Genomic DNA, 14771 nt, shown 5'->3' on the forward strand with positions numbered 1-14771 from the left:
CATGGAAATCATCGATACACCCCTTGAAGGCGTCAAGATAATCCAGCCCAAGGTTTTCGGCGACAGTCGTGGTTTCTTTCTGGAAACGTTCGAGAAAAAACGTTATCAGGAGATGTTGAACATCGATCTGGATTTCGTACAGGACAACCATTCGCGCTCGAGCAAGGGCGTACTGCGCGGCCTGCACTTCCAGACCCAGAATCCTCAGGGCAAACTGGTGCGCGTCGTGCGTGGCGAAGTGTATGACGTTGCCGTGGATATCCGTCCGGAGTCTCCTTCTTTCGGCAAGTGGTACGGCGTGCTGCTGTCCGAAGAGAACAAGACCCAGTTCTGGGTTCCACCGGGTCTGGCCCACGGTTTCGTGGTGCTGTCCGATGTAGCCGACTTCGAATACAAGTGCACCGATTACTATGCACCTGACCTCGAAGGCTGCCTGCTGTGGAACGACCCTGAGGTAGGCATCGACTGGCCTATCGACAATCCGCTGCTGTCTGAAAAAGACAAGCTCGGCAAGACATTGCGGGAACTGGTGAAATGAAAATTTTACTGACCGGAGCTAGCGGCCAACTTGGCCGCTGTATCCAGGATCGTCTTCCTGAAGGCTGGGAGATCCACGCCGTCGGGTCTGCGCAACTGGATATCGGCGACAAGGCGCAGGTCGAGCAGGCCGTTCGCGCCTATCAACCTGATGCCATTATCAACGCCGGTGCCTATACCGCCGTCGATAAAGCGGAAAGCGAACCGGAAGCTGCGGCTCGAGTAAATACTCAGGGGCCGGAAAATCTGGCACTGGCTGCCCGCGACAGCGGCGCGAAACTGATTCATGTTTCCACCGACTACGTGTTTGACGGCCAGGGCACTCGCCCGTATCTGGAAACGGATACCACCAATCCGCTCGGCGTTTACGGTAAAACCAAGCTGGATGGCGAAAAAGCCGTACTGGCGGTCTTACCGGATGCGGCCATCGTGCGTACTGCCTGGGTCTTCAGCGAATACGGCAACAACTTTGTCAAAACCATGGTGAATCTGGCCGAAAAGCGCGATGCGCTCGGAATTGTCAGCGATCAGCGTGGTTGCCCGACCTATGCAGGTGATTTGGCGCAGGCCCTTATCACTCTGTTGCAGGTTCAGGCGCAAGGTGGCATCTATCACTATGGCGGCGACCACGAAGTCTCCTGGTTCGAGTTTGCCGACCGTATTTTCGATGTTGCCGTTGCCGAAGGCAGACTGGCGAATAAACCGGTGCTGACAGGTGTGACCACCGAAGAGTACCCGACGCCGGCCAAACGCCCGGCGTATTCGGTTCTTGATGGTGAAAAGATCAAAGCTTTAGGTGTCGCTTTATCTGATTGGGATTCGGCCCTGAAAGACATTATCAGCAAGTTTTAATTTAGTCTGTGTCTCGCGAGCTACCGGAATGGCAGAGCGAGGCACAGTCTATAGGGCTTACAGTTTACTGACGGGGCAAACCCGGTGAGTAGGCTCGTCAATCTTCTAACGTTGAGACACTATGAAAAAAATAAACGTTATTCTGGCTACATATAACGGTGCGAAATATGTAACAGAGCAGATTCAATCCATCTTACTCAATTTTACGCATTTACCAGAATACGAGTGCCGCATTCTGGTTTCCGACGACAGTTCGTCAGATGAAACGGCGGCCATCATTCATCGCTTTCATGAACAGGATTCGCGCATTGAACTGCTGGATAACGGCAAGAAAGGCGGCGTTCGTGAAAACTTTAACCATTTGATCATGCACACTGCGGCTGATTACACCTTCTTTAGCGACCAGGATGACCTGTGGTTGCCAAACAAGATGCGTCTGTTCATGGACCGTTTCGTGGAAATGGAACAGCAGAAAGCAGGCCCTATCCTCCTGCACTCCGATCTCTGTGTCGCCGACAAGAATCTGTCGCCTATCCATATTTCGATGTTTACCTACCAGAATCTTGCCCGCCATCCGGGTCTCGGCAAGCTGATGGTCAATAATTCGGTAACGGGTTGCGTCATGGCCTGTAATCACGAGTTGTTCGACAAGGCACGCAACAGCCGTATCGGCGAGTCCATCATGCACGACTGGTATATGGCGATGCTGGCCCAGGCTATCGGACGCGTTGGCTTTATCGATAACTCGCTTATTCTTTACCGTCAGCACGGCAATAACGTGTTGGGTGCGCAGTCTGCTTCGCTGGGTGCGTTGTTGAACGTTTCATTCAAGACCCGATTCCTGAAGGCGCGTGACATCATTAGACGCACTCGCACTCAAGCTCAATTGTTCCTCGATGATTTTAGCCCTGCGTTAAAACCAGAAGACCGAAAATTGCTTACCGACTACGTTGAATCATTCGAGAAAGGTATGGTTGCCCGCTTTAAGCTGTTCAGCAGTAAAGGCGTTCATAAAACCGGTTTCCTGCGTAATGCTTCTTTCTTCGTATTCTATGTGCTGGGTTTGTAGATCCTGATAGGTTGCGAACGTTATTGTGAGTCTTTCTGTCTGCGCCATTGCTGATGGCGCGATTACGCACTGCCCTTTCAGGGTAAAAGGTTATTAGAATGTTGACGATTAATGAGCCCAAGAAGATTCTGGCCAAGTTTGCCATTTATCTCATCATGGCCCGCAGCTTTTTGATTATTCCGATGATTGGATTGCACCTGCTTTGCGATTCAAAAGCCATGGCACGTTTCTTCAAATTGGTCTGGCCGCTGGCGTTGTTGATATTCGTTTATGCCATATATTCACTCGGCCAATTAAACGAATTCGCGAATGTCATCGGCCAATCGCGAGACATGCTTCTAACCTTTGTTGTATTCGGTTTTCTTTCTTCCATTCCTGCGCGTATGGGCGGTGAACATCTTGCCTACAATACCGTCAGAAACGGGGCAGTGGTCATTGGTTTCGGCAAGATGGCCATTCTGACCATCAGTGCCGCGACCGGTATGCCTACCGGCGAGATTATCGAAGCAGTATCCAAAGTCTGGAACATTCAGTTGATGACCCTTGGGGTACAGGACAGTTTCCTGACCCGTCTGCAAATCCCGATGGACTCTGTTACGCCATATATTCTTTACGTGCTGATGGGCCAGATTCTGATTAGCAAGAAAAAGAAATTCCTGAACAACGTCTGTCTGATTGTACTGATTATTTCCACGCTGCTGACGGTTCTCCCGTTTCTTCTGGGCCGTCAGCGTCGTGGCTATCGGCTTGAGCCTGCTGTTCAACGCCAAGTTATCGACCAAGATTTATTATGTGATAGTCGCCTTTCTCATTGGCTGGGTGCTTTATTCATTTACTCCCGTCGGGGATTCGGTGGATAAAATCCTTGAAACACGTATCGGGGGATCGATTAACACCTCCTCCGACGTCGTGCGTGATATGCAGAGCAATGCGATGAGTCACCATTATCTCGACAGCCCGATTTTAGGTCATGGTATCGGCTACTTTATTCCGACCCTGATCCGCTCTCCCGAGTCTCCTTATGTTTACGAGAACCAGACGCAGTCAATGCTGATGGATATGGGCTTTGTCGGGGGTGCCATTTATCTGCTGGTTATTGCGCTGGTTATCTTTGGCTCGTGTTATAACCGGTTTGAAACCCGCTTTATCAATATTGCCCTGACCTTTGGCTTCCTGGCGCTGTGGATGGCGGGCGGAATGTTCAACCCCCTGCTCTTTGGTGCGTCGGGGGGGCCATTCTGTTCTTCTGTGCACGACACCATGCGGTGCTCAATCACTATAAGGCAGAGTCGATACCAGAAGGTGTACTGGAGCGGGAAACCCCATGAAGACACGGCTTAAGCCCTTACGCGACAGCGTGTTGTCCGACCAAGACCTGAATGCCAGCCTGAAAGCCGCGGAGATCTACGGATCTCTGCTGCATATGATAGACACCGGCCAGTATGACGATCCGGACATTGAAATCAGGCTCACTCAGCGCGTAGAGGCGGTTTTGCCGCCTTTGCCTGAAGGTGAACCGCAAAAAGACTGCCTGCATATTATTTCCGAGGCCTTTATTATCGGGGGGCATACCCGCCTCATGGAGAAGCTTGGACAGATGCATCCAGGCTCGCCCGATGTGCTCGTAACCCGCAAGGCCGATGAAAAAGCCAAGCTTCGTTTCAAGGATATGTTTGCCGTCGTTCATGAGATAGCGCCCGACACGCTGCTTGATGCCGTGGTGAAGATTCGTGACATCGCGGCGCAATATCAGCGCATTGTGTTGCATATTCACTTTGATGACATCGCGGCGGTGATCGCCTGCGCCCTGGTCAAACAGCGCCGTCATTCGAAAGTGTATTTCCTGAACCATGCCGACCATGCCTTTACCTATGGCAGCTCGGTTGCCGATTACTATTTCCAGTTGAGCAGCTTTGGCGCGCGACTGGATCTCAAAAAGCAGATTATGGGTCAGACGTCGTTCCTCGGCATTCCGATTGCGGATGTAAAACCCGAAAACAGGGCCGAGACGACGGCGCTGAATCCGGCGCTTCACTTTTTCAGCTCGGGCTCGGCCATGAAGTTCCGTCCTTTCCGCGGGGCAAACATGAGTCCGTTAATCACCCGTTTGCTGAATGAAGCGCCGAATTCAACCTTCACACTGGTCGGCATCAACTTTGCCGGTAACGTGTGGCTCTGGCCCCTCAAGCTTCGTTTTGGAAAGAGGTTGCAGGTACTGCGCCTCCTGCCTTATGACCAGTTTATTGCACGTTCGCGTGAAGCCGATTTCTATGTCGACAGCTACCCTTTCCCGGGCGGTACGGCTTTTGCCGAGCAGGTTCTGGCCGGCAAGAGAGGGATTGGTTTAACGTCCAGCGTACAAGGTTATTCACCTGCCGATAAACTGAAAAGAAGAAATGTCGAAGAGGTTGTTCAGACGATCAAGGATTATCGTGATGAGGGCGTTTTCGAAGAAATTATCGCAGTTAATGGCTATGAAGCGGTGAAAAAGCGCTATCTTGCGTGCCTATATGACAATGAAAAGAGCACACTGGATATGGAAACCCTGGTGCCGTGGACGGGTGATACTGATTATCTGCGCGTGCGCAACAGCATATTTATGCCGGTTTATCCGCAGGTGATGCAGTACGTATATACTCACCACAGGAAACTATTCTGGCATATATATCTGCACTTCTCGCTTTTTAATAAAACCTATTTCACCCTGAACCGTCTCAAGGCCTTTGCCCGAACGACATTAGGTGCCGTCAAAAAAAAATGACGTGACATCAAAGGGTCGCCAAAACAGGTCAAAAATTGTCAGGCTGTTGCAGTAATCCTAAAAGTCGCCCATTTCCATTTTAAAGTTTATTTAACTCCAAAAAATCATATATTATTGGTCTATCAGATTTATCTTTAAGGTAAGCAAGAAAATTGTAAATAAAGATCCTCAGAAAATACATGAGGACGATTGCTAGCGTTTTTTTCCAGGGTTCCCAAATAACGGATGCTTATCTCTCGGGTAAGCATGACGCGAGTAGCGATGTAGTACACATTGATGCTAATACAGGCTTATGAGCATTGATTCTAAGCCTAGAAACATAACTAATCAGAAGGTTAGAGGCGTTATTATGAATTTATTTACACACACTGATGAAGCAGACTCCTTGCAACCGCCACAGCACTCGGTGATTGATCTGGTTACTTTCACCGACGACCGTGGCTGTCTGGTCAGCGTGGAATCCATGAACCAGGTCCCTTTCGAGATAAAGCGACTGTTCTATATCTTCAACACCAATTCCAACCAGAACCGTGGATTCCATGCCCATCGCCGCGACAAGATGTTCCTTATCTGTCTGGTCGGCAAACTGCGTGTGCGTTTGAACGATGGTCACAAGATTAGCGATCACTGGCTGGACAGCCCGTCAAAAGGCCTGCTGGTCAATGATCTGGTTTGGGTTGAAATGCACGATTTCAGCAAAGACTGTGCGTTGGTTGTGCTCTCTAGCGAGAAATACGACCGCGGCGATTATATCCACGACTACGATGCTTTCCTTGAAGAGGCACAGGCGAAATATGCAAAATAAATATGGTAAAACCATTTTGCTACGTCCCGTAGAAGTCAGTGATTATGAATTTGTACACAGCCTGCGCGTTGCGCCAAAAAGTGTTCAGTTTCTTACTCCGGTCGATAACGATCCTCTGCAGCAGAAAGCTTGGCTGCAAGAGTATAAAAATCGTGAATCCGAAGGGTCGGAATACTATTACATCATTCAGCGGCAGGATAATCAGCAGCCAGTGGGTTCGCTTCGTGCCTACGGTGTTGACAAGGAAGCCGGCGTCGTTAAATGCGGCAGCTGGATCCTGAACGAAAATAAAACCATGACCTCGGCGGTGGAAAGCATCCTGCTGATGGTTGATGCCATGAATGAAATGGGCTTCAAAATCATTATTGTCGATGCCCGTAAAGACAACAGACCGGCGCTGCGTTTTATCAAGAAAATTTCTCATCGCTTCCATAGCGAAGATGAAACGAATGAATATTACGAAATCGACATTCCGGTCATGCTGAGTACTTTCTATCAAGAAAACATTCAATACATCACGCCCGATGCTCCAGAAAAGGACGCGTAAATGATCAATTTCCTCAATTTAAAGCAAATTAATACGCCTTATGCGGATGAGCTTAAAGCAGCCAGTGCGCGTGTAATCGACTCCGGTTATTACATTCTTGGCCCTGAAGTTCGCACTTTCGAACAGCAATTTGCTGAATTTTGTGGGGTAAGATCGTGCATCGGATTGGCCTCTGGTCTTGATGCACTGGTGCTGGTGCTGCGGGCATGGAAACTGCTCGGCAAAATCAAGGACGGTGATGAAGTCATTATTCAGGCCAATGCCTACATTGCCTGCGTACTGGCCATCACTGAAAACAATCTGAAACCGGTGTTCGTTGAACCGGATGCAGACAGCTACAATATCGACGTGACCAAAATCCGTGATGCAATAACCCCGAAAACCCGCGTTATCATGCCGGTTCACCTCTATGGTTACTGCTCACCGATGCCGGAAATCATGGACATTGCCCGTGATAACAACCTGCTGGTTCTGGAAGACTGTTCCCAGTCTCACGGCGCGGCAATTGATGGCAAACGTGCGGGTTACTGGGGCGATGCTGCCGCCTTTAGTTTCTACCCAAGCAAAAATCTGGGCGCCCTTGGCGACTCGGGTGCTGCCACCACTAACGACCCCGAACTTGAAGCCACGCTGCGCGCCCTGCGCAACTACGGTTCTCAGGAACGTTATTACAATATCTATCAAGGTGTTAACAGCCGTCTTAGCGAGATGCAGGCCGCATTGCTTGGCGTCAAGCTTAAGTACTTCTGGAAAGAAGTGGAAGCGCGCCGCAGTATTGCAGAGCGTTATCTGGCAGGAATTACCAACCCGCTGCTCAAACTTCCGCAGTTCGATCAGCGCGAACAACATACCTGGCACCTTTTCGTAGTGCGTACGCAACATCGTGACGCGCTGAAAAGCTTCCTGTATGAAAAAGGTATCGATACGATAATTCACTACCCTCTTCCGCCGTATAAACAACCGGCCTACGCGGAGATGAATCATCTGAGCTTCCCGTTGAACGAAACGCTGCACAACGAGATCCTGAGTATTCCAGCCGATCCGTCGTTGTCGGATGAAGACGTTCAAACCATTATCGACGCCTGTAACACGTTCTCCGTTTAATCTGGTTTCTCGGCGAAGCCTTTTCCTCTGATTAAGACGCGTGTCGCCCTGACACGCGTCTTATGCATCTCGGATCCCGAGTATCCCGACCAGTCTGCCATGCAGAGTGATACTGCCGGATCGATTCTGGCTCTAACCAGAGGTCGTACAGAATTATGTCATTATCCCGCAGACGTTTATTTGGCTGGCTCGTGCCTTCAGCCGTAGTTGGATGGATGGGAGGCAAGGCCCAGGCGCAGACGCGCGAACCCTTGCAACATGCACAGGCTGCACAGTCCAATGCCTCGGCCACGGTGCAACAATTGAATTCCAATACGGGCGCGGGCCTTTCCGGTTACGCCGTTCGTCAGAAATATACCCGTGGCACCGTCGGTGCAAAACTCAATCATTTCATTACCATTGAAGATTTTGCCGATGACCAAAGTGCCGCCGGAGACTGGAGCTCGGCCATTCGGGCCGCTATCGATTACGCCATTCAGGCGGGTATCCACGATGTCTACGGCACCGGCACCTATACGCTGAGCCGTCCGATTGTCATTACCGGCGAGCTTGCCAGCAATGGCCTGAACATCAGTCTCTCGCACCTGATTGCCAACAAGGACTGGCCGTCCCATAACTCGCTCTGGGATGCCACGCCGATGATTGTCATTGGTGACAAGTCTTCGAATATCACCGGTCTTAATCTGCGTATCAATATGCTCAATGGCGGCGGTCGGGCCGACGGCATAAATGCACGCGATGCCGGGTTCTCGCTGTCTCATCTGCACATCGGCGATGCCCGCAACTGTATTCGCGTGGTGGCCAACGGTGAACAGACCTGGCCAAACGCCTCGGTACAGATTACCGGCGATTTCTGGACCGAAAACTGGATGGGTATTTATCTTTCCAGAGGCACCAAAGGCACTACGCCGATTTCCGAAGCCTGGAAGATTAACGTCAAATTCATCGCCAATAACCGTTACGGCGGCATTCTTCTACGCGGTGGTTCGCAATATACCCAGATAGCCGGCGATCATGATTTCAACGGTCGTTATCTGTCGATGCTTCAGGTTGACAGTCTGCAGGGGCTACGCAGAGGCATGGCCATAAACAGTGGTCGCGGCCGCTGTGAAGTGTTGATGGCCTTCGAAGATCAGCAAAAGTTCTACGTCATGCTGATGGAAGCGCAAGACGTTTCCGTGGGCCAGGGCAAGAACAGCAGCTTCAGTAAAGGCCAGACCCTGTCCTCTTCCAGCGCCGGTGCGGCAAACCGCAAAGTGCTGGCGGTGCATCGCTGCGGCGACAACGGGTCGGGTTCGAACTTCGTGGATATCCTTCATGACTTCGAAGGTGAACCTTTCGCCAAGGTTCAGGCCGTCATGGGTTATTGCAGCGGAATCTTTGGCTCGTTGATGTACACCTCCTTCATTACCGGTCAAAGCAGCTTTTCTGCCACCACCGATAACCTCCGTGGATTAGGTATTACCAATTCCGGCACTATGCTCTCTCTTTATAATAAAGCGGAAAGCGATGCGCCTTTTGCCAATGTAAATGCAGACTTCGTCAATTTTAAGAAAAAGCTGTATATGCAGGCGCGACTCTATGAAGGTATTGGGGTTGCGCAAATAATTGGCCGCTCTGCATCGGAATTTACGACCCTTTTTTCTTTGGAAGAATCTTCGGAAGATCGTTACATTCAAGAATTAAACCTTTATAAGGTTTATATCAAAACGAATGTGCTGGGTGTAGCAGGCGAATTTTTGATTAGTTTGTCTTCGGACGCTTCTGCAAAGGAGCCGATGGTTGCTCAACCTATCATTTACAATGAGAGCGTTTTTGCGTGGCGAGTGTCCGGCAACAACTTTCAGGTCCGCCAGGATGCCATGCCTGAAATGCATTTTGTCGCGAACATTCTTCGCGTCTAGAAGACCCTTACATATTTGAAAAACGTGCCTTTTTTGATATAAAGCAGTAATCTCGGACAGGTGTTCGACTTTATCGGCCAGTGCAGGACACAACAAGGAACCCGCATATCGACCTACATCATTGAAGCAAACGGCCTATGCCGAAGGGGCTGTTTAGCGACCCTTGAGCTGCTAACACTTGTTTATACAGAAATTCTTTTAAGCAAAATTCCATAACCACATTGATTGCGGGATTAACAATGTCAGAGAAACGAGACGCAACATTAGCCAAGATAGAAACAAATTCCAATAACCTGGATTTAGGGCGCTTATATGGCGGGATCCTGGATGACCGCTGGCTGGTGATTATTACCGTCATAGTCATGATGGCATTTGGCGTGGTTTATTATCTTTTCGCCACTCCGGTCTATAGTACGGATGCGATGGTTCAGATTGAGAGCAATGGAAGCTCAACCATTCTGAACGATATTTCCAAACTGATGCCAAGTGGTCAGACTAAAACGGGCGCTCAACTGAAATTAATCGAGTCTAAACTCGTTCAGTTCAAAACCATCCGTGATCTCCATCTGGACATTCAGGTACAAGAGCACTTCTTCCCGTTCTTCGGTAAGGGATGGGCGCGCATGACTCACAAACCGGTCAACGAGATCGATGTGAGCAAACTTGAAGTCCCGGAATCCCAGCTCGGTCAGATTTTTGTTCTTAAAGTGACCGGCCCGGACAGCTATAGCCTGAGCAACAAAGATTCCGTTCTGCTGGAAGGTAAAGTGGGTCAGGAAGTGGTTAAAGGCCCGATTACCCTGCATGTCGATTCAATGAACGCGGCAGTCGGCACCACCTACACCGTCAGTAAAATCCCGATGCGTGCTGCCTACGATCAGCTGGTTGGCCGTTTGAAAGCCATGGACTCAGGGGTTGATACCGGTATTATCGAACTATCGATGAACGGTGCAAACCCGATTCAGGACCAGAAAGTTCTGAACAGCATTGCCAACAACTTCCTGCTGCAAAACGTGGAGCGCAACTCTCAGGAAGCGGCCAACAGCCTGACCTTCCTGAAAGAGCAGCTGCCGCTGGTACGTAGTGAACTGGACCGCTCTGAAGATCGTCTGAATGCGTATCGTCAGAAACGCGATTCCGTGGACATGAACCTCGAAATCCGTTCTGCGCTCGACACCATGGTCAACCTCGATAAATCAATCAACGATTTGACCTTCAAGGAAGCCGAAGTTTCCCAGCTTTATACCCCGTCTCACCCGACTTACCGCGCTCTGCTCGAGCAGCGTAAAATCCTTGAAGACGAAAAAGCCAAGCTGAACGGCAAAATCAACTCTCTGCCACAGACTCAGCAAGAGTTGATGCGTCTGACCCGTGATGTTGATTCGCAACAGGAAATCTTCGTGCAATTGCTGCGTAAACAGCAAGAGCTGAGCATCAATAAAGCCAGTACCGTAGGCGATGTCCGCATCATCGACTATGCAACCTCTGAAATTGGTGCCGTATTCCCTAAACTGCCTCTGATTGAAATCATGGCCGCGATTCTTGGCGCAATGATGGCGATTATCTTCATCATTACCAAAATCATGATGCGTCGTGGTATCGAAAGCGCACGTGAGCTGGAAGAGCAAGGCATTACTGTTTACGCCAACGTACCGTTTGCCATGAATCAGGGACGCCTGGCGTCTATACCGTTTATCGGTTCGCTGACGGGCAAGAACAAGTACGAGCAGAAAACCAAGGAAGTGCTGGCCATTACCGACCCGGCCGATTTGACCGTCGAATCCCTGCGTAGCCTGCGTACCAGCCTGCACTTCGCGATGATCGAAGCCAAGAACGACGTATTGATGATTACCGGTGCCGTACCGCATGCCGGTAAGAGCTTTATCTCCGTCAACCTGGCGAGCGTTATCGCACTGACCGGCAAAAAAGTTCTGTTGATCGATGGCGACATGCGTCGTGGCTCGGCGCACGACTACTTCGGTTTCAACCCGCGTGTGGGTCTGTCTACCGTACTGGCAGGACAGAAAGACATTTCGGAAGTGATTCATACCTCCGAAATCCCGAGTCTGCACGTGTTGACCCGTGGTCGCACTCCGCCAAACCCGGCCGAGCTTTTGACCAGCAAGCGTTTCAGCGATCTGCTTGAGTGGGCCAACCAGAACTACGACCTGGTGGTTATCGATACCCCGCCAGTGCTGTCTGTTACCGACTCCAGCATCATCGGTCAGCTGGTCGGCACCACCTTGATGGTTGCGCGTTTCGAGCTTAACACCGTTAAAGAAGTGGAAGTCAGTATCAAACGTCTGGAACAAAGTGGTGTTGAAGTCAAGGGCTGTATCCTGAACGCCATCGTTCGCCGCTCTGCAAACTACTACAGCCAGAACTACAGCTATGACGCGTTCTACACTTACGAGTACAAACGTCATATCGATAAAGACTAGTCGTCAGATAATCTTTAAGTTCTGACCGAGTTGTTAAGACATTAAAAGAGCCAGGCTGAATACATGCCCGCTGCCCTTCGAAGACGAGGGTGACGGGAAGTAAAATGTATTCGGTACTGGCATTTTTTTACCCTCTAGACCACAAATCGAACGTTAACGATGAAACGATATATAGATAAGTTATTTAGCAGCGCGTTTTTACGGAATATTTCGTGGAATTTTCTAGGTTATGCCCTGCCGGTGCTTGTCGCTATCGTCATGATCCCGGTGCTGTTGCGTCACACTGGTCTTGAACGATTTGGGGTATTATCGCTAATCATCGTGATTATCGGCTCCGTGACCATTTTCGATTTCGGGATCACCCGTTCGGTCACCAACTCGGTAAGAAAGTATCTTGATGAGCAAAATGAACGGTCGATGCTGACCGTGATAAAAACGGGCTGGTTTATTATTACCGCCGTTATTTTGATTATCTCTGTACTTTTCTGGGTGGAAAGCCAGTGGATTGCCCTGCACCTGTTCAATGTCTCGACGCAGGAAATACGTGACGAGGTGTCCGGCAGCATGGAGATTATCGCTTTCAGCCTGCCCTTCGTCATTGCACAGACGGTGTTTGTCGGGGTCATGGAAGCCTTTGGCGCCTTTAAGAAGATCAGTATCGGCAAAGCGCCCTTTTCGATCCTGATGTATCTAGTTCCGGTGATTATCTCTTTCTACACGCCGAGCCTGTTCTGGTTAACCCTGTCGCTTTGTCTGCTGCGCTGCATCATGGCCGTGGTCTTCTATATGATGATGAGCAGCGAAATCCGCAAAGTCACGCCTATCAGCATTTTTGGCGTGTCGATGTCAAAAGCCATCACGCTCGAACTGGTGAAATACGGCGGCTGGATTTCGGTGGGTAATATCATTGCGCCCATCATCTTGTATATTGACCGCTTCTTTGTGGCATCCATCGTGGGCGCCAGTGTCTTTGCCTACTACACCACGCCTTACGATGTTGTTTCCCGCGTGGCGATTGTCACGGTAAGCGCCTGTGGCGTTCTGTTCCCTGTGCTGGTGTCCAAGATATCGACCGATGTTCGCAGCGCCAACAGCTATTTCAACAAAGTGATGCTGGGCATATTTGCGGTACTGGTTATCCCTGCGGTCGCGGGGATATTTCTGTCGAAGTGGTTCCTGTCGGCGTGGATAAGCCCTGATTTTGCCGAGCATTCATGGATTATCTTCTCGATGTTCCTGGTCGGTTATCTGATTCACGGCCTGGTGCAACCGGCCTTTATCTGGATTCAGGCCTGTGGCAAACCGTGGATTATGGCGGTGAGCATGATTGTCGACCTTATCCTGTACGTTATCTACCTTCCGTGGATGACACACAAATACGGCATTATCGGCGCGGCCATCGCCTGGAATATCCGCGTATTCCTGGGTCTGATAGTTCTGCATGCGCTTCGTTATTTCCTCTATCGACGAGAACTGAAACGCCATCGCGTTATTAAACCGGTTACCGATTCACCGCTCAGCGAATAAATAACGGTTTTACTGACGATATAAAAAATAAAGCCGGTTGGCATCTCACAATGCCAACCGGCTTTTTTATGGGGCTTTTTCAGGCAAGCCTTGAGTTATTTATCACCAAAGTGAATCACTGTACGAATCGATTTGCCTTCGTGCATCAGATCAAAGGCTTCGTTAATGCTTTCCAGCGGCAGTTTGTGGGTGATGAACGGGTCCAGATTGATTTTCCCGGCCATGGCATCTTCTACCATGCCCGGCAGTTGGGTGCGGCCCTTCACGCCGCCAAACGCGGAACCACGCCAAACGCGACCGGTAACCAGCTGGAACCGGACGCGTCTTGATCTCCTGACCCGCACCGGCCACGCCGATAATTACGCTTTCGCCCCATCCTTTATGGCAGCATTCCAGCGCGGCACGCATTACGTTCACGTTGCCGATACATTCGAAGCTGAACTCCACGCCGCCGTCGGTCATCTCGACAATCACGTCCTGAATCGGCTTGTCGAAGTCATTGGGATTGATGCAGTCGGTGGCACCCATTTCGCGCGCCAGCTGGAATTTACCCGGATTGGTGTCGATGGCAATGATGCGCCCCGCCTTGGCCTGCACCGCACCCTGGATAGCCGCCAGCCCGATACCGCCCAAACCGAAGATAGCGACGTTATCGCCCTCTTTCACTTTTGCCGTATTGTGAACCGCGCCGATGCCGGTGGTCACGCCGCAGCCCAGCAGGCAGACTTTTTCGAGCGGGGCCTCAGGGTTGACCTTGGCGAGCGAGATTTCGGCGACCACGGTGTATTCGCTGAAGGTGCTGGTGCCCATATAGTGATAGATAGGCTCACCGTTGTAGGAGAAACGGGTGGTGCCGTCCGGCATCAGGCCTTTACCCTGTGTGGCGCGTACGGCCTGACACAGGTTGGTCTTACCCGATTTACAGAATTTGCATTCGCGACACTCGGCGGTATAAAGCGGAATGACATGGTCGCCCACTTGCAGGGAGGTCACGCCCTCGCCGACTTCGACCACAATACCGCCCCCTTCGTGGCCCAGCACCGCCGGGAACACGCCTTCAGGATCATCGCCGGACAGAGTGAAGGCATCGGTATGACATACGCCCGTATGGGTAATTTTTACCAGCACTTCGCCTTTCTTCGGCGGAGCAACGTCGATTTCGACAATTTCCAGCGGCTTGCCAGGACCAAATGCTACGGCTGCACGTGATTTCATAATGCTTCC

The 14771-nt window shown here is 50.6% G+C and carries 12 protein-coding genes and 1 pseudogene; 12 read left to right on the forward strand and 1 reads right to left on the reverse strand.

Features of this window, described 5'->3' with window-relative positions:
- Window position 1 precedes the first annotated feature (1 nt).
- The 12 genes from rfbC (at window position 2) to O1V66_RS08235 (ending at window position 13547) form a co-directional block, all read left to right on the forward strand.
- Window positions 2-538 (forward strand): dTDP-4-dehydrorhamnose 3,5-epimerase, encoded by a 537-nt coding sequence (rfbC, locus tag O1V66_RS08180; RefSeq protein ID WP_045047669.1) that lies wholly within the window; start codon window positions 2-4, stop codon window positions 536-538.
- A complete protein-coding gene (gene rfbD / locus O1V66_RS08185; protein WP_045047668.1) occupies window positions 535-1389 on the forward strand; it encodes a dTDP-4-dehydrorhamnose reductase in 855 nt (284 codons plus the stop codon). Before rfbC ends, rfbD begins: the two co-directional genes overlap by 4 nt.
- A 121-nt stretch (window positions 1390-1510) precedes the next feature.
- The gene (locus tag O1V66_RS08190; protein ID WP_045047667.1) at window positions 1511-2458 is read left to right on the forward strand and encodes a glycosyltransferase family 2 protein; all 948 of its coding nucleotides are present in this window, start codon (window positions 1511-1513) and stop codon (window positions 2456-2458) included.
- 98 nt (window positions 2459-2556) lie between these two features.
- A complete protein-coding gene (locus O1V66_RS08195; protein ID WP_269128253.1) occupies window positions 2557-3318 on the forward strand; it encodes a hypothetical protein in 762 nt (253 codons plus the stop codon).
- Entirely contained in the window at window positions 3311-3799 is a 489-nt protein-coding gene (locus O1V66_RS08200) for a hypothetical protein (RefSeq protein WP_269128254.1), read from the forward strand. Before O1V66_RS08195 ends, O1V66_RS08200 begins: the two co-directional genes overlap by 8 nt.
- On the forward strand, window positions 3783-5219 hold the full coding sequence (locus O1V66_RS08205) for a hypothetical protein (RefSeq protein ID WP_045047665.1): 1437 nt from the start codon (window positions 3783-3785) through the stop codon (window positions 5217-5219). The genes O1V66_RS08200 and O1V66_RS08205 overlap by 17 nt, the downstream gene beginning before the upstream one ends.
- A gap of 349 nt (window positions 5220-5568) precedes the next feature.
- Window positions 5569-6024, forward strand: a complete 456-nt coding sequence (locus O1V66_RS08210; protein WP_082050999.1) for a sugar 3,4-ketoisomerase — start codon at window positions 5569-5571, stop codon at window positions 6022-6024.
- Complete coding sequence (locus tag O1V66_RS08215) at window positions 6014-6571, forward strand: GNAT family N-acetyltransferase (protein WP_045047664.1); 558 nt, start codon at window positions 6014-6016, stop codon at window positions 6569-6571. The genes O1V66_RS08210 and O1V66_RS08215 overlap by 11 nt, the downstream gene beginning before the upstream one ends.
- On the forward strand, window positions 6572-7675 hold the full coding sequence (locus O1V66_RS08220) for a DegT/DnrJ/EryC1/StrS family aminotransferase (RefSeq protein WP_045047663.1): 1104 nt from the start codon (window positions 6572-6574) through the stop codon (window positions 7673-7675).
- A gap of 155 nt (window positions 7676-7830) precedes the next feature.
- Complete coding sequence (locus O1V66_RS08225) at window positions 7831-9579, forward strand: hypothetical protein (protein WP_045047662.1); 1749 nt, start codon at window positions 7831-7833, stop codon at window positions 9577-9579.
- Window positions 9580-9818: 239 nt separating this feature from the next.
- Window positions 9819-12020 (forward strand): polysaccharide biosynthesis tyrosine autokinase, encoded by a 2202-nt coding sequence (locus O1V66_RS08230; protein ID WP_045047661.1) that lies wholly within the window; start codon window positions 9819-9821, stop codon window positions 12018-12020.
- Between the two features lie 159 nt (window positions 12021-12179).
- Window positions 12180-13547 (forward strand): flippase, encoded by a 1368-nt coding sequence (locus tag O1V66_RS08235; RefSeq protein WP_045047660.1) that lies wholly within the window; start codon window positions 12180-12182, stop codon window positions 13545-13547.
- Between the two features lie 95 nt (window positions 13548-13642).
- Here the strand turns inward: O1V66_RS08235 and O1V66_RS08240 are convergent.
- Window positions 13643-14762: pseudogene (locus O1V66_RS08240) on the reverse strand (S-(hydroxymethyl)glutathione dehydrogenase/class III alcohol dehydrogenase).
- Between the last annotated feature and the right edge of the window lie 9 nt (window positions 14763-14771).

The sequence above is a fragment of the Rouxiella chamberiensis genome (assembly GCF_026967475.1).
Lineage (GTDB): Bacteria > Pseudomonadota > Gammaproteobacteria > Enterobacterales > Enterobacteriaceae > Rouxiella > Rouxiella chamberiensis.